Annotated in this window: 25 protein-coding genes; 19 read left to right on the top strand and 6 right to left on the bottom strand. The window is 36.5% G+C overall.

The genetic code is table 11. The features are described from left to right. Positions 1 to 101 precede the first annotated feature (101 nt). The 4 genes from deoB (at position 102) to corA (ending at position 4604) form a co-directional block, all read left to right on the top strand. Positions 102 to 1286 carry a phosphopentomutase gene (gene deoB, locus LCF45_RS20165; RefSeq protein WP_002014935.1) on the top strand — a complete coding sequence of 395 codons (1185 nt, stop codon included), beginning with the start codon at positions 102 to 104 and terminating at the stop codon, positions 1284 to 1286. Between the two features lie 12 nt (positions 1287 to 1298). Continuing rightward, complete coding sequence (locus LCF45_RS20160) at positions 1299 to 2120, top strand: purine-nucleoside phosphorylase (protein ID WP_263893622.1); 822 nt, start codon at positions 1299 to 1301, stop codon at positions 2118 to 2120. 7 nt (positions 2121 to 2127) lie between these two features. Continuing rightward, positions 2128 to 3432 (top strand): pyrimidine-nucleoside phosphorylase, encoded by a 1305-nt coding sequence (locus tag LCF45_RS20155; protein ID WP_002067030.1) that lies wholly within the window; start codon positions 2128 to 2130, stop codon positions 3430 to 3432. A gap of 209 nt (positions 3433 to 3641) precedes the next feature. Beyond that, positions 3642 to 4604, top strand: coding sequence for a magnesium/cobalt transporter CorA (gene corA / locus LCF45_RS20150; protein ID WP_002067031.1), 963 nt, complete (start codon positions 3642 to 3644; stop codon positions 4602 to 4604). 33 nt (positions 4605 to 4637) lie between these two features. Here corA and LCF45_RS20145 read toward each other — a convergent pair whose 3' ends face one another. After that, positions 4638 to 5927, bottom strand: coding sequence for an NCS2 family permease (locus LCF45_RS20145; protein WP_002033892.1), 1290 nt, complete (start codon positions 5925 to 5927; stop codon positions 4638 to 4640). Between the two features lie 134 nt (positions 5928 to 6061). Continuing rightward, positions 6062 to 6733 (bottom strand): SIMPL domain-containing protein, encoded by a 672-nt coding sequence (locus LCF45_RS20140; protein WP_002033894.1) that lies wholly within the window; start codon positions 6731 to 6733, stop codon positions 6062 to 6064. Positions 6734 to 6893: 160 nt separating this feature from the next. On the opposite strand from LCF45_RS20140, the gene LCF45_RS20135 reads away from it, so the two are divergent. After that, on the top strand, positions 6894 to 7313 hold the full coding sequence (locus LCF45_RS20135) for a MarR family winged helix-turn-helix transcriptional regulator (protein WP_002088468.1): 420 nt from the start codon (positions 6894 to 6896) through the stop codon (positions 7311 to 7313). Positions 7314 to 7413: 100 nt separating this feature from the next. Beyond that, a complete protein-coding gene (locus tag LCF45_RS20130) occupies positions 7414 to 7959 on the top strand; it encodes a hypothetical protein (protein WP_002128961.1) in 546 nt (181 codons plus the stop codon). A gap of 24 nt (positions 7960 to 7983) precedes the next feature. Here LCF45_RS20130 and LCF45_RS20125 read toward each other — a convergent pair whose 3' ends face one another. Genes LCF45_RS20125 through LCF45_RS20110 form a run of 4 tightly spaced genes read right to left on the bottom strand, consistent with a single transcriptional unit; the run spans position 7984 to position 11378 of the window. Further along, positions 7984 to 9048 carry an ABC transporter permease subunit gene (locus LCF45_RS20125; RefSeq protein ID WP_002128960.1) on the bottom strand — a complete coding sequence of 355 codons (1065 nt, stop codon included), beginning with the start codon at positions 9046 to 9048 and terminating at the stop codon, positions 7984 to 7986. A 12-nt stretch (positions 9049 to 9060) separates the two neighbouring features. Beyond that, complete coding sequence (locus LCF45_RS20120; RefSeq protein WP_002128959.1) at positions 9061 to 10122, bottom strand: ABC transporter permease subunit; 1062 nt, start codon at positions 10120 to 10122, stop codon at positions 9061 to 9063. Further along, complete coding sequence (locus LCF45_RS20115; RefSeq protein ID WP_002128958.1) at positions 10112 to 10993, bottom strand: ABC transporter ATP-binding protein; 882 nt, start codon at positions 10991 to 10993, stop codon at positions 10112 to 10114. Before LCF45_RS20115 ends, LCF45_RS20120 begins: the two co-directional genes overlap by 11 nt. After that, complete coding sequence (locus LCF45_RS20110; protein WP_002033900.1) at positions 10959 to 11378, bottom strand: GntR family transcriptional regulator; 420 nt, start codon at positions 11376 to 11378, stop codon at positions 10959 to 10961. Before LCF45_RS20110 ends, LCF45_RS20115 begins: the two co-directional genes overlap by 35 nt. 166 nt (positions 11379 to 11544) lie before the next feature. Here LCF45_RS20110 and dacF point away from each other — a divergent pair, with 166 nt between their 5' ends. From dacF to LCF45_RS20045, 13 genes are all read left to right on the top strand, one after another. Then, positions 11545 to 12735, top strand: a complete 1191-nt coding sequence (dacF, locus tag LCF45_RS20105; RefSeq protein ID WP_002088461.1) for a serine-type D-Ala-D-Ala carboxypeptidase DacF — start codon at positions 11545 to 11547, stop codon at positions 12733 to 12735. 165 nt (positions 12736 to 12900) lie between these two features. Further along, a complete protein-coding gene (spoIIAA, locus tag LCF45_RS20100) occupies positions 12901 to 13251 on the top strand; it encodes an anti-sigma F factor antagonist (RefSeq protein WP_002128957.1) in 351 nt (116 codons plus the stop codon). Beyond that, a complete protein-coding gene (gene spoIIAB / locus LCF45_RS20095) occupies positions 13252 to 13692 on the top strand; it encodes an anti-sigma F factor (protein ID WP_001243400.1) in 441 nt (146 codons plus the stop codon). It abuts the gene before it with no gap. A gap of 12 nt (positions 13693 to 13704) precedes the next feature. Further along, positions 13705 to 14463 carry an RNA polymerase sporulation sigma factor SigF gene (gene sigF / locus LCF45_RS20090; protein WP_002014922.1) on the top strand — a complete coding sequence of 253 codons (759 nt, stop codon included), beginning with the start codon at positions 13705 to 13707 and terminating at the stop codon, positions 14461 to 14463. 157 nt (positions 14464 to 14620) lie between these two features. Further along, the gene (locus LCF45_RS20085) at positions 14621 to 14719 is read left to right on the top strand and encodes a methionine/alanine import family NSS transporter small subunit (protein ID WP_000016829.1); all 99 of its coding nucleotides are present in this window, start codon (positions 14621 to 14623) and stop codon (positions 14717 to 14719) included. A 115-nt stretch (positions 14720 to 14834) separates the two neighbouring features. Next, on the top strand, positions 14835 to 15455 hold the full coding sequence (locus LCF45_RS20080) for a stage V sporulation protein AA (RefSeq protein WP_263893573.1): 621 nt from the start codon (positions 14835 to 14837) through the stop codon (positions 15453 to 15455). Then, positions 15448 to 15864 carry a stage V sporulation protein SpoVAB gene (gene spoVAB, locus LCF45_RS20075; RefSeq protein ID WP_016092269.1) on the top strand — a complete coding sequence of 139 codons (417 nt, stop codon included), beginning with the start codon at positions 15448 to 15450 and terminating at the stop codon, positions 15862 to 15864. Before LCF45_RS20080 ends, spoVAB begins: the two co-directional genes overlap by 8 nt. A gap of 12 nt (positions 15865 to 15876) precedes the next feature. Next, the gene (gene spoVAC / locus LCF45_RS20070; protein WP_002128953.1) at positions 15877 to 16335 is read left to right on the top strand and encodes a stage V sporulation protein AC; all 459 of its coding nucleotides are present in this window, start codon (positions 15877 to 15879) and stop codon (positions 16333 to 16335) included. A gap of 13 nt (positions 16336 to 16348) precedes the next feature. Beyond that, positions 16349 to 17365 carry a stage V sporulation protein AD gene (gene spoVAD, locus LCF45_RS20065; protein ID WP_002128952.1) on the top strand — a complete coding sequence of 339 codons (1017 nt, stop codon included), beginning with the start codon at positions 16349 to 16351 and terminating at the stop codon, positions 17363 to 17365. A gap of 3 nt (positions 17366 to 17368) precedes the next feature. Continuing rightward, positions 17369 to 17719 carry a stage V sporulation protein AE gene (gene spoVAE, locus LCF45_RS20060; protein WP_002014916.1) on the top strand — a complete coding sequence of 117 codons (351 nt, stop codon included), beginning with the start codon at positions 17369 to 17371 and terminating at the stop codon, positions 17717 to 17719. Positions 17720 to 17724: 5 nt separating this feature from the next. Continuing rightward, entirely contained in the window at positions 17725 to 18294 is a 570-nt protein-coding gene (locus LCF45_RS20055) for a stage V sporulation protein SpoVABEA (protein ID WP_002088445.1), read from the top strand. Further along, positions 18281 to 19753 carry a spore germination protein SpoVAF gene (gene spoVAF, locus LCF45_RS20050; protein WP_002128950.1) on the top strand — a complete coding sequence of 491 codons (1473 nt, stop codon included), beginning with the start codon at positions 18281 to 18283 and terminating at the stop codon, positions 19751 to 19753. Before LCF45_RS20055 ends, spoVAF begins: the two co-directional genes overlap by 14 nt. A 95-nt stretch (positions 19754 to 19848) precedes the next feature. Further along, the gene (locus LCF45_RS20045) at positions 19849 to 20652 is read left to right on the top strand and encodes a Cof-type HAD-IIB family hydrolase (RefSeq protein ID WP_002014913.1); all 804 of its coding nucleotides are present in this window, start codon (positions 19849 to 19851) and stop codon (positions 20650 to 20652) included. The last annotated feature ends 24 nt before the right edge of the window (positions 20653 to 20676 follow it).

Genomic DNA, 20676 nt, shown 5'->3' with positions numbered 1-20676 from the left:
ATAATGAGGACGAAAGATAATTCCCATTGATAACAGTTTCACTTTATAGCGTTTTGAACATACTACAAGAAGTAGAACTGAACATATAGGAGGTTGCAGTTATGAATAAATATAAACGTATTTTCCTAGTCGTAATGGACTCTGTGGGAATCGGTGAAGCACCAGATGCTGAGCAGTTTGGTGATTTAGGTTCTGATACAATTGGTCATATCGCTGAACATATGAATGGATTACACATGCCAAACATGGTGAAATTAGGCCTTGGTAATATTCGTGAAATGAAAGGAATCTCTAAAGTAGAGAAACCGCTTGGATATTATACAAAAATGCAAGAGAAATCTACAGGTAAAGATACAATGACAGGTCACTGGGAAATCATGGGCCTTTACATTGATACACCATTCCAAGTGTTTCCTGAAGGATTCCCGAAAGAATTACTTGATGAATTAGAAGAAAAGACAGGTCGTAAAATTATCGGTAATAAACCAGCCTCTGGAACAGAGGTACTTGTTGAGCTTGGTCAAGAACAAATGGAAACAGGTTCTTTAATTGTTTACACTTCTGCTGATAGTGTATTACAGATCGCAGCTCATGAAGAAGTAGTACCACTTGAAGAGCTATATAAAATTTGTAAAATCGCACGTGAATTAACATTAGATGAGAAGTACATGGTAGGGCGTGTTATTGCTCGTCCGTTTGTTGGAGAGCCAGGAAACTTCACACGTACACCAAATCGTCATGACTATGCGTTAAAACCATTTGGTCGCACAGTAATGAATGAACTTAAAGATAGCGATTATGATGTAATTGCTATTGGTAAAATTGCTGACATTTATGATGGAGAAGGTGTAACTGAATCACTTCGTACGAAATCAAATATGGATGGAATGGACAAGCTTGTAGATACATTAAATATGGACTTTACAGGTATTAGCTTCTTAAACTTAGTTGACTTTGATGCCTTATTTGGTCATCGTCGTGACCCACAAGGGTACGGAGAAGCATTGCAAGAATATGACGCACGTCTTCCAGAAGTATTCGAAAAACTAAAAGAAGATGATCTATTATTAATTACAGCAGACCATGGTAATGATCCAGTACATCCTGGTACTGATCATACACGTGAATATGTACCGTTATTAGCATATAGCCCAAGCATGAAAGAAGGCGGACAAGAGTTATCACTTCGTCAAACATTTGCTGATATTGGTGCAACTGTAGCAGAAAACTTTAATGTTAAAATGCCAGAACATGGAACAAGCTTCTTAAACGAGCTAAAGAAATAGGGGGATAAACAGATGAATCGTGAACTAATTACAAAATCAGCTTCATACTTAAAAGAGAAATTTCAAGAGACACCACAAGTAGGACTAATCCTTGGATCTGGACTAGGTGTATTAGCAGATGAAATCGAGAACGCAGTAACAGTACCATACAGTGAAATCCCTGAATTCCCAGTTTCAACTGTAGAAGGACATGCAGGTCAACTTGTATTCGGTACACTTCAAGGTGTAACAGTAGTAGCAATGCAAGGACGTTTCCATTTCTATGAAGGATACGATATGCAAAAAGTAACATTCCCAGTTCGTGTTATGAAAGAACTAGGTGTAGAAACAGTTGTTGTAACGAACGCAGCTGGTGGTGTAAATACATCATTTGAACCAGGCGATCTTATGTTAATTTCAGACCATATTAACTTCATGGGTACGAACCCATTAATCGGACCAAATGATTCTGAAATAGGTGTACGTTTCCCTGATATGTCTACATCATATACGCCAGAACTTCGCGAAATGGCGAAACAAGTTGCAGCAGATTTAAATATTAAAGTACAAGAAGGTGTATATGTTGGAATGACAGGTCCTGTATATGAAACACCTGCTGAAATTCGTATGCTTCGTACACTTGGCGGAGATGCAGTTGGTATGTCAACAGTACCAGAAGTAATTGTAGCTCGTCATGCAGGTATGAAAGTACTAGGTATTTCTTGTATTTCAAATATGGCAGCTGGTATTTTAGATCAACCACTTCACCACGATGAAGTAATTGAAACGACAGAACGTGTTAAAGCTAATTTCTTAGCATTAGTAAAAGCAATTGTAAAACAAATGAAGGGGTGACTTCACAATGAGAATGGTGGACCTAATTGCAAAAAAACGTGATGGACATGCATTAACGACAGAAGAAATTAACTTTATCGTTGAAGGATATACAAATGGTAGTATTCCAGATTATCAAATGAGTTCACTTGCAATGGCAATTTTCTTCCAAGATATGAATGATCAAGAACGTGCAGATTTAACGATGGCAATGGTAAATAGCGGTGATACAATTGACTTATCAGCCATTGAAGGGGTAAAAGTAGATAAGCATTCAACGGGTGGAGTTGGTGATACAACGACACTTGTATTAGGTCCATTAGTAGCTGCTTTAGGTGTACCAGTTGCGAAAATGTCTGGACGAGGTCTAGGACATACGGGTGGTACAATTGATAAATTAGAAGCAGTACCAGGATTCCATGTGGAAATTGAAAATGATGAATTCATGCGTCTTGTAAATGAAAATAAAATCGCTGTTATTGGTCAAAGTGGAAACTTAACACCTGCTGATAAAAAGTTATATGCGCTTCGTGATGTAACTGCAACAGTAAATTCAATTCCTCTTATCGCTAGCTCAATTATGAGTAAGAAAATTGCTGCTGGTGCAGATGCAATTGTTCTTGATGTAAAAACTGGAGCAGGCGCGTTTATGAAAACGGATGAAGATGCAAAGCGTTTAGCAGAAGCAATGGTACGCATCGGTAATAACGTTGGTCGTAATACGATGGCGGTTATTTCTGATATGAGTCAGCCGCTTGGTGAAGCAATTGGTAATGCATTAGAAGTACAAGAAGCAATTGATACATTACAAGGTAAGGGACCGAAAGATTTAGAAGAGTTATGTTTAACACTTGGAAGTCAGATGGTGTACCTTGCTGGACAAGCTTCATCTTTAGAAGATGCACGTGAAAAGTTAATTGAAGTAATGAACAATGGTAAAGCGCTAGAATCATTTAAAACGTTCTTATCCGCGCAAGGCGGCGATGCATCTGTTGTTGATGATCCTTCTAAATTGCCACAAGCACAATTTAAAATTGAAGTGGAAGCGAAAGAAGACGGTTACGTATCGGAAATCGTTGCAGATGAAATCGGAACAGCAGCAATGCTTTTAGGAGCAGGGCGTGCAACGAAAGAGTCTGAAATTGATTTAGCAGTTGGTCTAATGCTTCGCAAAAAAGTAGGCGATAGCGTGAAAAAAGGTGACTCTCTTGTTACAATTTACGCAAACCGCGAAAATGTTGAAGACGTAAAAGCGAAAATTTATGAGAACATGAAAATCGCTAAAGATCACGTAGATGCACCAACTTTAGTACACGGTATTGTAACGAAGTAATAAAGTGAAACTTTAATCAGTGGGGGCTTTATCCCCACTGATTATTAGCCTTCACCAATCGGGCATTTACGGGCAGCTCGACCCAGACCTAACTTCTTTGCTTTCGCTGAATTTTGAGGTAGGGGTCTTACTGCCCGCAAATAGCGGGATAAAAAAAGCTGAGGAGATTTCTCCTTGGCTTTTTTTACTATTTTTTGTTTATAATAGTAATGGGTGAAATTATGATTAGAATTTGTGCAATAACGAAAAAAAATGAAGTTTTATATGATGTTTCGCTAGAAGAAACGAAAAAAGAGAACATCATATGGTATTGGCTTGATTTATATAAGCCAACGAAAGAGGAGTATACATATATTTTACAAGATCACTTCAAGTTCCATCCCCTTGCAATTGAAGATTGTGTAGAGTATGTACAGAGACCAAAGGTAGATTTTTATGATGGATATAACTTTTTAGTTCTTCATGCATTCGGAGAAGACGGATTAGAACCGCATGAAATCGATTTATTTATTAGTGATCGATATATAGTCTCTTTCCATTTCTCTCATAATAATGCGATTGAAAGAGTATGGAAAACGCTCGGTGAAAAGAAACGTATTAAGAAGAGTCCTTTGCATGTAGCACATACAATTATTGACCAAATTGTAGATGATTATTTCGCACCTGTTTATTACATCGAAGACCATTTAAATGCAATTGATGATAATTTAACGGGTGAGACAGCAGGAAGTGTGCTAGAAGAAGTATTTGATATTCGTGCAGATTTATCTAAGCTAAGGCGTACGATTATTCCGATGCGTGATTTATTGTATCGTATATTAAATTCAACACGTTTTTACGGTATAAGCGATCATGAAATTTATTTTAAAGATATACATGATCATTTGCTTAAACTGACAGAGATGATTGAAGCGAGCCGTGAATTAACAGCAGATATTCGAGATAGTTACTTTTCGTTGAATTCCCACCATATGAACAATATTATGAAAACATTAACTGTTTTCTCAACTATTTTCATGCCGTTAACATTTATTGCAGGGGTATACGGCATGAACTTCGCACATATGCCAGAGCTTGGCGGGAAGTATAGTTATTTTATTTGCTTAATTTTAATGGCATTAATTGGTGGCGGAATGATGGCTTGGTTTTATAAAAAAGGTTGGTTTAAGTAAAAAAACACCGAGGATTTCCTCGGTGTTTTTTTCTTAGCCAATAGCGTGTAATACGAACATGGCTAAGAATAAGCATGTAATAATATACATGGACGGTGCGACTTCTTTACGCTTTCCAAGTGCAACTTTCAAGATAGGATAAGCAATAAATCCGAACGCAATGCCATCAGCGATACTATATGTGAGCGGGATCATAACGATAATTAAAAACGCTGGAAATCCTTCTGAAAAGTCGTTCAGAGGAATTTGTTGAATGCTTGTAATCATCAGCCCGCCAATAATAATTAAGATTGGTGCAATGGCACTGTCAGGAATTATTTTGACAAACGGAAGCGCAAACAGTGATGCGAAGAATAACAACCCTGTAACGATAGACGTCAGACCTGTCTTTCCGCCTGCAGTAATACCTGCGGCACTCTCTACTGTTGAAACGGTAGGGCTTGTGCCAAATAGACCACATGTCATTGCTGAAATTGCATTTGCTTGGTAAGCACGTGGGAATTTACGATCATCTTCTAATAAACCATGTAAAAGTCCCATGTTCTCAAAAATAAGCACCATGCTTAAGGAGAATGTTGCAATCCAAAATGGCAAGGAAGAAAGTTTCCCAAATGACATAGCTCCAAACACATCGCCATAATTAGCGAATGAAAACGAACTATTTCCCATTTGACTCGTATCAACAAGACCAAACAGCCATGCAATACCAGTTCCAATTGCAATCGTCCATAAAAAGCTTCCACGTACGTTACGCGCAAATAGTACAAGTGCGACAATAAGAGTAAGTAGTGTGGCAAGAACGACAGGACTACTTAATTTTCCCATTGCAACAGCAGTATTAGGATGCGAAACGACTAAACCACCTTTTTGCAAGCCGATGAAAGCTAAAAACAACCCGATACCGACAGTGATCGCTTCCTTTAATGACTTTGGAATCGATACCGAAAGCACGCGAGCAATCGGTGTAAAAGCAGCAATTGCAAAAATAATACCGGCGATAAAAACAGCTGCCAATGCTTCTTGCCAAGTTAAACCGAGCGTATGCACAGCAGTGTACGTGAAGAATGCATTTACACCCATACCAGGGACAAGAATAGCAGGTGCATTTGCCCAAAATGCCATGAGTAGACATCCGACAAATGAACTAAAAACAGTTGCCAAAATTCCTGCCTCAAGAGGAATGCCGGCATCTGATAAGATTGACGCATTTACAATCATAATATAAACAATTGTGAAAAATGACGTGACTCCAGCTAAAACTTCTTGTTTTGGTGATGTTTGGTGTAAGTCTAATTTAAATGTTCTTTCAAGTATTCCTTTCATGTTAAACCTTCTTTTTCATATCCCTCTCCCACCCGTGATATCTCTTATGTAAGAGCTCACCGTCCTTTATTATATCAGAACATCATGTTTTTACAACAACGAAAATGATAACGGTTACTTATAAACGAGTTTATTTATAAATACGTAAAGATTGCCCTTATAGATGAAATGATTTCTAGTTCTCCTGATTGAATGGGCGGAGCTGCTTGCGCATGCAAAGTAGCATATGATGAGATCTCCCGTGGTAATTGGGCAGATTCTTCAACGAGTGAGAGGGGAACAGGATTAATATTTAAATTGTAGGTACTCGCAATTGTACGAGCTTTGTCTACTGCTTGTTGCAGAGCTTGAATGAGAGCTTGCTCATAATATTTATTTGGATGAGATATTCGAAAACGTAATCCTTTTGCTACGTTTGCACCATTTGTAACGGCTATATCATATACTTCCCCTGCTTTTTGCACATTTAAAACGGTAATTTCATACAAATGCTCCACACGGTAGCCTTGTAGTAATGCTTTATCATTTACATATTCGTATTGAGGAGTAATTGTATAAGAAATGGTTTCTATATCTTTATCGGCAATACCTAGCTGTTTGAGGGCATCAAGCAATTGTTTCGATTGCACTGCATTTTCTTCTTGCGCCTGTTTTACATTTTTACTATCTGTTCGAATGCCCAGTGTTAATATGACAACATTTGGTTTTGCCTTTATAATGCCTTCTCCTTGTACAGTAATAGTAGCTTCTTTACCAGTATTCGTCGTACGGATATTATGTAAATACGGATTCATTCCACTTTGCATTTATGCTCACCATCCTTTTTTATATGTATATGTGTGAACAAAAAAGAAAATCTTATGAAAAAAGTTACATAAATGAGAATGTTGAGGGAAGAAAGCATATACAATATAGGTATTTATAGATTATAATATGTGTAAATATGATAAAAAAGGGACGAGGCTAGTGAACGAAAATAGAGAAACACTGATTTTAGATCTATCTGCATCATTTCGAAAGATGATACGTTTATTACAAAATGATATTAATACACGTTTTTCAGAGCATATGCCATATAATGAATTCTCTGTATTACGTGCGTTATTTTTAAAAAGTCCACAGATGGCTTCGCAAATTGCGAGTGAAGTAAACGTAACCTCCAGTCATATTACAGCTGTAACAGATCGTCTCGTGCGAAAAGGGTTTGTTGAAAGAAAACGTTCAAATTCGGACCGTCGTATCGTATACTTAGAAATTACTGAAAACGGACGAGAAGTAACTGAAAAGCTTGAAGCTGTGCGTAAAGAATATTATAAAGAGAAATTTAAAGGTTGGAGCGACCAAGAGATAGAAATGGTTTTAGAACTATTTGGCCGCGTATTATAATAAATGAGGATAGGAAGCGAGAGCTTTCCTATCCTTTTTCTTTTGAATAAAAATATTTTGAAACTCCGATACTTTAATTAAACAGATCGGAGGAAAGATTATGAAATATATTGCTGCACTTACCATTTTACTTGGAAGTTTTTTCTGCTTTCATACATTCATGTACGCTGATAGCCCTATCCAAGTGGTGCAAAAAGAAGTGAAGTACATTGAGAATGATAATACCGTCTTGTATTCGAAATTATGGGTTCGTTCTATGCAAAACGCAGTATTATTTCATCATAGCGATAATGTTCGTAATCAGGACACTTTGCGTAATGTAACAAGTTCATCGCTCGTTAAAGCGAAGCAATTACCATTTAAGAAAGCATCAATGTACATTCCAAGATTATCGCAATACGTATCAAAAGCAGGGAAAGAAAATATTCAAGTGCACTACATTGCGGTGCACTATAATGTGAAAAAAGAAAATGCGTATCAATTAAATGGTATGAACTATTTTCTGCAAGTATTTGTGAAAGAGCGCGGCGAATGGAAAATTGCTGAAAGTGTAGTCGCGCCGACAGAGCAAATTGTGCAAAACGGTGATGGGTTTGGGATGAAAGAAGAGATGGTGTATGGGGATAGGAGAGAGAATGTAAAATAACCTCCTCTTAGTGAGGAGGTTATTTTATTTGAAATTCCAAGAGACCTTCAATCTCAATATTTTAGATAGAAGAAAATAGCTAATTATGCTTGTTCCGAACAAACCAATGTAAAAATTAAGCAACGAATGGGTCCCACCAATTATTAAACCACCGCTAATTCCAATACAGAAAATAGCGCAGACCATAAATGTTTTTTGAAGCTTTGGATATAGTAAGAAACTACCATTCCGCTCATTGACTGAACGAACATATAAATATATACCGAGTGGTAATAAAATAATTATATTTACAATAGGTCCAATCAATGTTTTTACTGAAGGAATTTTTGTAAAGTTTGGTTCATTATGACGCACTCCATCAGGATCGGTATAGGCATTTTGCGGATTATAATCAAATCTAATATGAAAATCTTCTGCTGGACCTGAAATGCGTATGTTTTCCATAACACGATGCATATTGCCATTGTCCTCATGAAAGTCAGTATTTGAGTGAACAGCGATGACTGCTGAGATAAGGGATGGAAATAACAATGGAAACATGAATATAGCTGCAGTGAGAAGTCCCTGCGAGAGAATATTCCCAGTAATTGTTCCTATACATAAAGCAAGTGTATAAATAGCAATTAATACAATTAACATGTATATAAAATAAGAATGAAATGGGGAAAATACTTGATACTTATTATGAAAAGTTGTTTTTTTCATAATGGCGAATAGTCCCCAGTTTAATACGATTATTGCTGCAATGTTGCAGATTCCAAACAACCACTTTGTTATATAGAGGTGTGAACGTTTAAAGGGCATAGACCACAACAAGTCACTAGAGTTATTTTGTCTTTCCCATCCGATTAATGTGCAGGCTAGAACGATAAGTACACTACCTAATAATATGACAGGGTCTATAAGTGTTAAATCAAAGTGGTAATGATATACATAGTTCCACTGTTTATTTTCTTTTAGAAAGTATAGCTGTTGAATAGAAGCCATATAGTATTTATATGATAAAGTATAGAAGCTAACGAACCAAAACAACCACACAACATATTTACTTTGTTGATATGTTCTTAGCCATAGTGCTTTTTGAAACATAGGCCCCCTCCTTTAAAAAACTTTATAATTTGTTAGACGTGATAGTACAACATAAGTAATGATTCCAGCGAGAAGCAAACTGATGTAATAGTTAAGTAAGAAATTAAATTGATTTATTTTATAGCCACCTAGTAATGCAAAATAAATGGTTGTCCCCCATATCCATATTCGTAAATGTTTTTGGAAAATAAATATCTTTTGACTATTTTCATTTGGAGAACGTTTGTATAAATATGTGCCAAGTATTAAGTAAAATATTGTATAGAAAATAGGGACTAACATGGATTTAGCCGAATAGTACCTATAAGATGCTGGATCTCTTAAAGTGGTTGAATCGTTTTCTTTTTCACGTGATTTTGGATCATAATCGTAATAAATAGAAAAATTATATATTGGTGCAACTATATTTGTTTTATTATTTATTTCAGAAAGACTTTCATATAAGGAAGAATTTCTATTATTCTGAGCATCTAAATGATTTATTGTAAAATTGTATAGTAATGAAATAAATGTAAGACCCATTAGTAACCAAGGAATACAAAAAACGATTTGTGAAACAACGCTTCCAGTAAAGGCACCAATACATAATGCAGCTGTATATACTGCAACATATGAAACAATTGCATAAAGAAAGTATCGATGAAATGGTTCGAATGATTGATAATCCAAATGAATTGTTGTTCTATAAATAAAGTACATAACAATCCAGTTTACAAGAAGAGACCCCACAATCCAGAATGAACCGAAAGCCCATTTAGATAAGAAAACATCTTTTCTTTTAAATGGCATTGTCATAAGTAGTGCATTAGACTGGTTGCTACGTTCCCATCCTATTAATAGACAAGCAATAGAAATAATAAGAATAGTTATCGAAAAACTATTACCTGTATTTGACGAAAAAACATAATCATAATAGAACGTTCCCTTTTCATGTAATTTATAATAATTAGCAAGTTGTTGCTGAGCTGCTTTATAGTATCCGAAAGATAGAAGATAAAGAGTATAAAAGAAGAACAGTAGTACAGCATATTTCCCGCGTTTCCAATTCCACATCCACAACGCCTTATGAAACATACCCATCCTCCTCAAGTGTCGTAACGAAGACATCTTCAAGTGACATTGATAATTCTTCAATGAGTATTGGTTGCTCTTTATAAAACTTCTCCAGTGTTGTAGCCACATTTTCCTCAATTAAGATTGTATATACTTTTCCTGTTTGGTTTAATATTTTAATATTGCTTAAGTTTTCTAGTTTTTGAGGTAATGAACGTTCATAAGCAACTTGTATTTTGGCAAATCGTGATTTTGCATCATCTAGTGATGTAATAGAATCTACTGTATGTCCTTTTAAAATAATGATTGTATCGGCAATTTTTTCAACTTCATCTAAATGGTGAGTGGAGATGAAAATTGTAATTTCTTTTTCTGCCACTTCTTCAACGAGAAATTGTAGAATCTGTCTTTTGACGATAGGATCAAGTCCGTTTGTCGGTTCATCTAAAATGACATATTCTGCTTTTGCAGCGAAAGCTAAAATGATCGCAAGCAGTGCTTTCATTCCTTTTGAGTAACTACGAATACGTTTGTTTGGTAAATTAAAACGTTCTAATATTTCATAAAAATATTGTTCATCAAATGCTGTATAAACCGCTTTATAAAACTTTACGATTTCTTTTACTGTATATCCGTTCAGTATGTTAGTAGAGTCTGGAACGTATACAACTTTTTGTTTAATTTCAGGATGCATATGAACATCTGTATTCTCATATGTAACAGTTCCTTCATCGGGGTCTAAAATGCCGACCATCGTTCGTAATAAAGTTGTTTTCCCCGCACCGTTTCTTCCGAGCAATCCGACGATACTACCTTTTTGTAATGTGAAAGAAACATCGTCTAAAATCGTTTGGTTATCAATTGTTTTCTTCAAGTTTGTCACTTTCAACATCTGTATTTCCTCCAATCTCTTTATAGTATGAATCTATCCAATCGTGAATTTTATCTTTCGTAATCCCAAGATAAGAGGCTTCTAGTAATAATTGATGAAATTGCTTTTCAACCATAGCGATTTTCCTTTCGTCTAATGTTGGGGTAATCGATTGGGCTACAAATGTTCCTTTTCCTCGTAATGTTTCAATAATCCCTTGTCGCTCTAATTCTTGATAAGCTTTACTTACTGTATTTGGATTTATAACGAGCAAAGAAGCAAGCTCGCGTACAGAAGGAAGTTTATCACTTGGAGCTAACATATTTTTTAGTACGAGCTCTTTTATATTTTGAACAATTTGTTCCCATATCGGAGTGTTGCTTCTTGGATCAAGTTGAATATGCAAGAGCAATGTCTCCTTCCTGATGAGTATTAAGTGTACTACTACGTGTAATACACTTAATACAATATAGGCAAGGAATTTATTTGTCAACTGAAAATAATAGAAAAATATGGTATTGAAAATGTATAAATTGGAAAAAATAAGTTTGATATAGAATGGAGGGTTAGTCATGAAGCGAGTTTTTGGAATACTTGTTTGTTTCATGTTATTGCTTTCTGGTACTTCAGTTAGTTTCGCACAATCTGAGAAAACGAAGCAGGAAAAAACAGAAGAAACCACGCCGAAGTTAGCGGAACAAGCGTCGTCAGCGATCGTAATTGAGCAAGATACAGGTAAAGTTTTGTTTGATAAAAATCCGAATGAAAAGTTACCACCTGCTAGTATGACAAAGATTATGACAATGCTATTAATTATGGAACAAGTTGAAAAAGGAAAACTAAAACTAAACGATAAAGTTAGAGCGAGTGAACACGCAGCTTCAATGGGCGGATCACAAATTTTTCTAGAACCTGGGGAAGAGATGACTGTAAATGAAATGTTAAAGGGCATTGCAATTGCATCTGGAAATGATGCATCGGTTGCAGTAGCTGAGCATATCGCTGGTTCAGAAGAAGGTTTCGTAAATATGATGAACAAAAAAGCGAAAGATCTAGGATTGAAAAATACACATTTTCAAAATCCGACAGGTCTTCCAGCGAAAGATCATTATTCTACAGCGAATGATATGGCTATTATGGCGAAAGAGTTGATGAAGTATCCACTTATTCGAAAATACACAGGTAAATATGAAGACTATTTACGTGAAAATACGGATAAGAAGTTTTGGCTTGTTAATACGAATAAGCTAGTACGTTTTTATCCTGGAGTAGATGGGGTGAAAACAGGCTTTACGACAGAAGCGAAATATTGTTTAACGGCATCGGCTGAGAAAAATGGTATGCGTGTTATTTCAGTTGTAATGGGAGCACCTACATCAAAAGAGCGGAACAATCAAGTAACGAAGCTTCTTGATTATGCATTTGGACAATACATGACAAAGAAATTATATACACGTGGTGAGAAAATTAAGACTGTACAAGTAGGAAAAGGTAAGGAAGAAAAAGTAGATTTAGTTGCGTCAGACAATGTGTCTCTTCTTATGAAGAAGGGCGAAAATATGGACAAAGTTAAACAAGAAGTGATTGCTGAAAAGAAAGTGAAGGCACCGATTAAAAAAGGTGATGCACTTGGCACACTTGTTATTAAAAGAGATAAAGATGTTTTATTAAAACAAACAATTGTAGCGAAAGAAGATGTTGAGGCAGCGAGCTGGTGGGAGTTATTTAAAAGAAGTTTTGGGATGTTTTCAACATCAAAATAGCGGCGGGAATTTTGATGTTTTTCTGTTCGTATTTACTGAAATAATTGCTGAAAGGTTTCACTTTATGACGAAATAGTTCTTCTTTTGTCAGTAGGAAGGATTCTGATTTTATATCACGAAAATCTTATGTTAATGAGTAAAGTTTGAGCATAAGGAGGAAATCGTGTGAGTCTTTCCATGCATTTAGAAGTAAAACGTGACGTCTTATGTGTGAGGCTAGAGGGCGAGTTAGATCATCATACTGCTGAAGAGTTGCGAACGAAAGTCACAGATATGATTGAGACACATGGTGTTCATCATATTATTTTGAGCCTAGAGAACTTAACATTTATGGATAGTTCTGGTTTAGGCGTTATATTAGGCCGATATAAACATGTAAAGGGATTAGGTGGAGAGATGGTTGTCTGTGCAATTTCACCGCCCGTTAAACGTTTATTTGAAATGTCAGGTCTATTCAAAATTGTTCGTTTAGAAGAAAGTGAAGCGCATGCGCTCGCGACGTTGGGGGTGGCGTAGATGAGAAATGAAATGAACCTTCAATTTTCAGCGTTAAGTCAGAATGAATCATTCGCTCGTGTTACGGTAGCTGCTTTTATTGCGCAATTAGACCCGACGATGGAAGAACTAACAGAGATTAAAACAGTTGTGTCAGAAGCGGTTACAAATGCAATTATTCATGGGTATGAAGGAAATGCAGAAGGTGTTGTTTATATTTCAGTGATTTTGGAAGAAGCGATGGTGAAACTCACGATTCGAGATGAAGGGATTGGTATCTTTAACTTAGATGAAGCAAGACAACCCCTTTTTACAACTAAACCTGAATTAGAGCGTTCCGGAATGGGATTTACTATCATGGAAAATTTTATGGATGAAGTAGAAGTTATTTCAAACGAATCTTTCGGGACAACAATCCATTTGACAAAATACTTATCAAATAGTAACGCTCTATGCAATTAAGGAGAATAGCCAATGGACATAGAGGTCAGAAATGAGAAGAAGAAACCTCAGTTAAAGGACCACGAGCTAAAAGCGTTAATTCAAAAAAGTCAAGATGGAGATCAACAAGCGAGAGATACAATCGTTCAAAGTAATATGCGTCTCGTATGGTCGGTTGTACAGCGATTTCTTAATCGAGGATACGAACCAGACGATTTATTTCAAATTGGATGTATTGGACTCTTAAAATCGGTAGATAAATTTGATTTATCTTTCGACGTGAAATTTTCAACATATGCAGTTCCAATGATTATCGGTGAAATACAACGATTTTTACGTGACGATGGATCAGTGAAAGTAAGTAGATCTTTAAAAGAAACAGGAAACAAAGTCCGAAAGATGAGAGATGAGCTTTCGAAAGAATTTGGAAGGGCTCCAACGATTAATGAGGTAGCACAGGCTCTTGAACTAACGCCGGAAGAAGTTGTTCTGGCGCAAGAAGCGAGTCGTGCTCCTTCGTCGATACATGAAACTGTGTATGAAAACGACGGAGATCCAATTACTATTTTAGATCAAATTGCAGATCAATCGGAAACGAAATGGTTTGATAAAATTGCTTTAAAAGAAGCAATTAGAGAATTGGATGAACGAGAAAGGCTAATTGTGTATTTGCGCTATTATAAAGACCAAACCCAATCAGAAGTAGCGGAGCGAATAGGCATTTCGCAAGTACAAGTTTCAAGACTTGAAAAGAAAATATTAAAACAGATGAAAGATCGAATAGATGAATAGCTATCTATTCGATTTTTTTTGTTGTAACGTATGGTTGGTCGATAGCGGCAGCATTCCTTCTAGTCGCGTTAGTTATTGGTCTGAAAAAATGGAATGCACAAATACATTCAGACTCTGTCCAGCTTGAAAAAGAATGGAAGGACCGAGGTGTTTCATGATGAGTGGATCAGCGATTATGATGATGGTTATAGGTATGGTAGTCATTTGGGGAGGACTTGCATTAAGTATTGCAAATTTATTTAAGAAAAAGGCATAAGCTAAAAACATCTGTCCCGAAATGGTACAGATGTTTTTTTATGAAAAAATTGTATTAGAAAAAATTCCAATAACCATACTACAACTACGAGGAAGAGTGAAGGGGTGAATGAAAATTGGAACAAACGATTTATATTAAAATGCGCAATCGCTTAAAAGTGTCTCCTACGTATGAAGTAAAGCTGAGCGATGTTGCTCAACTTGCCGGAGATTCTTTTGTAGTTGAGTTGTTACAAAATGAAATAGTCTACAAAATAACAGCGCATGATAAAACACATGTTGTAATTGATGTTATGAAAGTGATTGAGATTATTCAACAAAAAGTGGCTCACATACAAATTAATTTACTTGGTTCTGGACAAACTCTTGTTGAAATTATATACGAAAAAAAGAAAGTGCATCCGGTTTTCTTCGGACTTGTATGGTTGTTACTTTTCATTGGAGCGGCCCTTGCAATAATTTATTTCCATGAGGATGTAAGTATGCAACAAGTACACCAACGGTTATATTACATGATTACTGGAGAATTTAAGGCGCAACCACTTTTATTTCAAATTCCTTATTCATTAGGTCTTGGATTAGGTATGGTCTTATTTTTTAATCATGTATTTCAAAAGAGAATTAATGAAGAGCCGAGCCCGTTAGAAGTTGAGATGTTTCAATATCAGCAGTCGCTTGATCAATATGTAATTGTTCATGAAAACAAGGATAATATGAAACAGATTGCTGATGATTGAGTGTGCATTTGTTGTATTAATTGGCTTAGCTGGAGGGATTGCAGTAGGTAGCGGATATGTCGCGTTTTTAGCTGTACTTGGTATAATCCCTCGTTTAGCTCAATTAACGAGAAGTGGAAAGCATATTCAATACTTTGAGTGGGCGGTCATTGCAGGTACTTTAACAGGGGCTTGGTGTAGTTTGAAAAATATTACATTTCAAACGTCACAATATTGGCTTGTTATATTAGGGATATTTTGTGGCACATTCATTGGAATGCTCGCTGCGGCGTTAACGGAAGTGTTAAACGTTTTACCTATTTTAGCGAAACGAGTAAGGGTAGAGGAGAAAATTATTGTTTTACTCGTTGCTCTTGTACTTGGGAAAGTAATAGGCTCGTTGTTTCACTGGATTTATTTCGTAAAGTAGGAGGCAATATATATGGCAGGGCGAAAATTGAAGGACGATTACATAAATAAAGTGAAGGAGTACCATCCAAAACCGAACTATTTCATAAATTGTGTGAAGGCATTTCTTGTTGGTGGACTCATTTGTACGGTTGGAGAAGTGTTGATGAAATTTTATATACATTACTTTCACTTTAGTGAGAAAGAGGCAGGAAACCCTACAGTTGCAACTCTTGTTTTACTATCAGCGATTTTAACAGGGTGTGGTGTATATGATAAAATCGGGCAGTTTTCTGGAGCGGGATCAGCAGTACCAGTTACTGGATTTGCGAATTCTATGGCGAGTGCCGCACTAGAGCATAGGAGTGAAGGGATTGTTCTAGGAATCGCTACTAACATGTTTAAGCTTGCAGGAAGTGTCATTGTATTTGGAGTCGTCGGTGCATACATTATCGGGTTAATAAGATATACATTTCAAATTTTAATGTCTTAAAGGAGGGGTGGGTATGAGATTGACAGGAAAACAAACGTGGGTATTTCAAAATGATATCTTCGTGAATGCAACTGGTACTGCTGTCGGTCCGAAAGAAGCTGAAGGCCCTCTGGGAAAGGATTTTGATATTTCATATTCTGACTTACATTGCGGAGAGGAAAACTGGGAACTTGCTGAACGAAGGTTAATGTCAGACTCAATTCAACAAGCGATGCAAAAAGGGAATATAAAAAAATCGCAAATTGATTTCTTTTTAGCGGGAGATTTATTAAACCAAACAGTGACAGCAAATTATGTTGCTCGTGAGTATGGTATTCCTTTTTTAGGGATGTTCAGCGCTTGTGCGACGTCAATGGAAACTTTGGCGATTGGATCAGCTTTTATAGATGGTGGATTTGCGAATCGTATTTTAGCTACAGTAAGTAGTCATAATGCGACGGCTGAAAGACAATTTCGTTCCCCGACAGAATACGGAGGACAAAAGCCAGGGACAGCAAACTCAACTGTTACCGGAGCAGGGTCAATATTAATTAGCAATGAGGAGAGTGCAATTAAAATAACAGCAGCAACAATTGGTAAAGTGCAAGATTTAGGAATTGCTAATCCTTTAGATATGGGATCAGCGATGGCACCAGCTGCTGCTCATACAATTCAACAACATTTTGAAGATTTGAGAAGAAGTGCAGCTGATTATGATCTTATTGTTACTGGTGATTTATCGGCTGTTGGGACACCGATTGCGAAACAACTTTTACTTGAGGAAGGGTATGATTTGGGGAATGTATACAATGATTGTGGATTAATGATTTACAATTCAAATCAAGAAGAAGTGTTTGCAGGGGGCAGTGGTTGTGCTTGTTCAGCTGTTGTAACATACGGCCATTTATTGAGTGAAATGCAAAAAGGGAATTTACAAAGAATTTTTGTTGTTGCAACTGGAGCTCTATTAAGCCCCATGATGATACAACAGAAGGAAACGATTCCAACGATTGCGCATGGTGTTGTGTTTGAAAGCGTTAAAGGAGAGTGAATTGTGGATTTTATATATGCATTTCTTGTAGGAGGAGCTATTTGTGTAATTGGACAAGTGTTGCTAGATTTCGCAAAGTTAACACCGGCACATTTAATGGCAACTTTTGTAGTCGCCGGAGCTATTTTAGACGGATTCGGATTGTACGATAAGCTTATAAAATTTGCAGGTGCTGGGGCAACAGTCCCTATTACAAGTTTTGGACACTCACTATTGCACGGGGCAATGCATGCGGCAGAAAAACATGGATATTTAGGAATTGGAATCGGTATGTTTAGCTTAACGTCTGCGGGGATTTCAGCAGCGATATTATTTTCATTTTTTGTTGCACTTATATGTAAACCGAAAGGATAAATCAAATGAGACGAAGGGTTGTTTTGGTCACAGATGGAGATGAATATGCAAAGCGGACAATTGAGCTGTTAACAAAGGAATTTGGGGGGAGGTGTATTTCAGCATCGCAAAGTAATCCGACCAAATTGACAGGGAAGAAAGTTGTTGAGCTTATTATGCAAACGCCATATGACCCTGTATTTGTCATGTTTGATGACAGCGGATTTATAGGAGAAGGATCTGGTGAAAAGGCGTTAAAGTATGTCGCAACACATAAACAAGTTGATGTACTCGGTATTTTAGCAGTAGCATCTAATACACATCATTGGGAATGGGCGCGTGTAGATGTAAGTGTAGATCGGAATGGGAATTTGACAGAATATGGCGTTGATAAATTTGGACTCCCAGATGGTGAAATTGGCAGGATTAGTGGGGATACGATTTATTGTTTAGATGGTCTGAATGTTCCTGTCATAGTGGGGGTCGGTGATATTGGCAAGATGTGCGGAAATGATGAATGGGAGAGAGGATCACCTATTACTAGAAAAGCGATTCAATTAATTTTGGAAAGGAGTGGGTTTTATGACGAAGCCTAAAAAAGTGAATATCCCGATTTCATCTTTTTTAAGTGATAATGAAAATTATTTAAAGCAAACAGTTGGACTTGGTGTTACATACGATGTTGGTATTCGTAAATTTCAAATTTTAAATAAAGAAATTGGTGTGTTATTTGTAAATGGACTTTGTGATACGAATTATATTATCCCTATTTTAGAAGAAGCGGTGGATACAAATGAAATAAGGGATGTAGAAGAAGATACAGTAAAGCTTTTAGAGAATCGTTTAATTCATCAACAAGTAAGTAAAGTAAAAACGATGGATGATGTAATGCTCCAAGTATTATCAGGACTCATTGTTATATTTGTGGAAGGTGAAACTGAAGCGTTCGCAATAGATGTTCGTAGTTATCCGGGCCGGACACCGACAGAACCAGATACAGAAAAGGTAGTGCGTGGTGCAAGGGATGGCTTTGTTGAAAATATCGTTGTAAATACAGCGTTAATTCGTAGAAGAATACGCGATCCACGTCTTCGAAATGAAATGATTCGAGTAGGGGATAGATCGCAAACGGATATTTGTATTACATACGTTCAAGATGTTGCAAATCCGGATTTAGTGAAGATTATAAAACAAGAATTAAATAATATTGAAGTAGATGGGATTACGATGGCGGATAAAACGGTAGAAGAATTTGTAGTGAAACAAGGTTATAATCCATTCCCGCTTATCCGATACACAGAGAGACCAGATGTAGCAGCAAATCATCTGTTAGAAGGACATGTGTTAGTACTCGTTGATACATCACCAAGTGCTATGATCACTCCAACAACATATTTTCACCATTTACAGCATGCAGAAGAGTTTAGACAAAATCCAGCTGTAGGTACATTTTTACGTTGGGTACGTTTTTTAGGTGTTATATTTTCGCTATTCTTACTGCCATTTTGGCTAGTTTTTGTTTTTGATCCGACTCTTTTACCGGAAAGTCTTGCTTTCATTGGACCAAATAAGATGACGCATTTACCGATTTTATTACAAATTTTGATGGCGGAAGTCGGACTCGAATTTTTAAGAATGGCCGCCATTCATACACCGACATCATTGTCGTCGGCAGCAGGATTAATTTCTGCCATATTAATTGGTCAAATTGCAATTGATGTAGGCTTGTTTGTACCAGAAGTTATTTTGTACGTAGCAGTTTCTATGATTGGAGCATACGCTACGCCAAGTTATGAGTTAGGGCTTGGGAATAAGATTGGAAAATTGTTTGTCATTATTTTAACAGGCATATTTCATGAAATGGGATTTGTCATTGGAATGACGATATTGATTCTATTTTTAACATCTATAAAAAGCTTGCAAACACCGTATTTATGGCCGTTTTTACCGTTTGATTGGGGCGCGTTAACGAAAATTTTACTTCGTCCAACTATGTCTAGTTTAAAGGTTCGTCCAAGTATTGTAAGACCTCAAAATGTGCGAAGACAAAAATAAGCGGGATTATGCTCCGCTTATTTTTTATTGAAAATTTATTGTTTTTTTAACAAAAATCAAACATTTTTTTTGTACAATTAGAGTAGATATTGTGTATGGAAGGGGAAGAGGACATGATTAAACTATTTGTAAGTGATTTAGATGATACACTCGTTTACAATATGAATGATATGCAAAAAGAAGATGAACGAGCGCTTTGTTGGCTAGCTGAAAACGGGACAAATATTTGTTTTGCCTCTGGCCGTTTTACTCACCGAATTGATGAGGCGGTAAAAAGGTTTTCGTTCCCGTATTACACAACTAGTTTAAATGGAGCGACAATGATACTACCGGATGGAAAAGTATTTCATGAATCGAGTTTTGAAGATGGGGTTGCCCAGGAAATATATCGATATATACATAAAAAGGGACTAGCAGATATTGTTTGTGCAAATGAGCAGCGATATACAAAAAGGAAGAATGAACATCACCATACTTTTGAAGAGTATATGGGAGTGCATATTGCTGAAATCGAAGAGTTAGAAGAGGAATTTGGGAAGACTGTACATCCTGCGAAATTATTTGTTTTTGGCGAAGAAGAAAAAATTGTAGCATTAGATCAAGAGTTGAGAGATACATTTCATAGCGAAGCGGAAGTCTTTATATCGGGTAAGCGATATGTTGACATTATGCCAAGAGGTGTAAGTAAAGGAAGCGCTCTGAAGCGATTAATGGAACATTTACAAATTGAAGCAAATGAAGTTGCATGTATTGGAGATTCTTTCAATGATATTTCTATGTTTGAAGTAACCCCGCACTCCTTCACCCTCCATCATGCTCATCCGTATGTGAAGGAGAAAGCAAATTATGTTGTCCGTTCGGTTGAAGAAGCTATTATGAAATTACCGTTACTTGTATAAAAAAGAAGCTCGTCACTGGCGAGC

The organism is Bacillus sp. 41-22 (assembly GCF_025809295.1).
Taxonomy (GTDB): Bacteria; Bacillota; Bacilli; order Bacillales; family Bacillaceae_G; genus Bacillus_A; species Bacillus_A mycoides.
The sequence above is the reverse complement of the archived record's forward strand: the minus strand, read 5'-3'. Positions and strand labels throughout refer to the sequence as shown.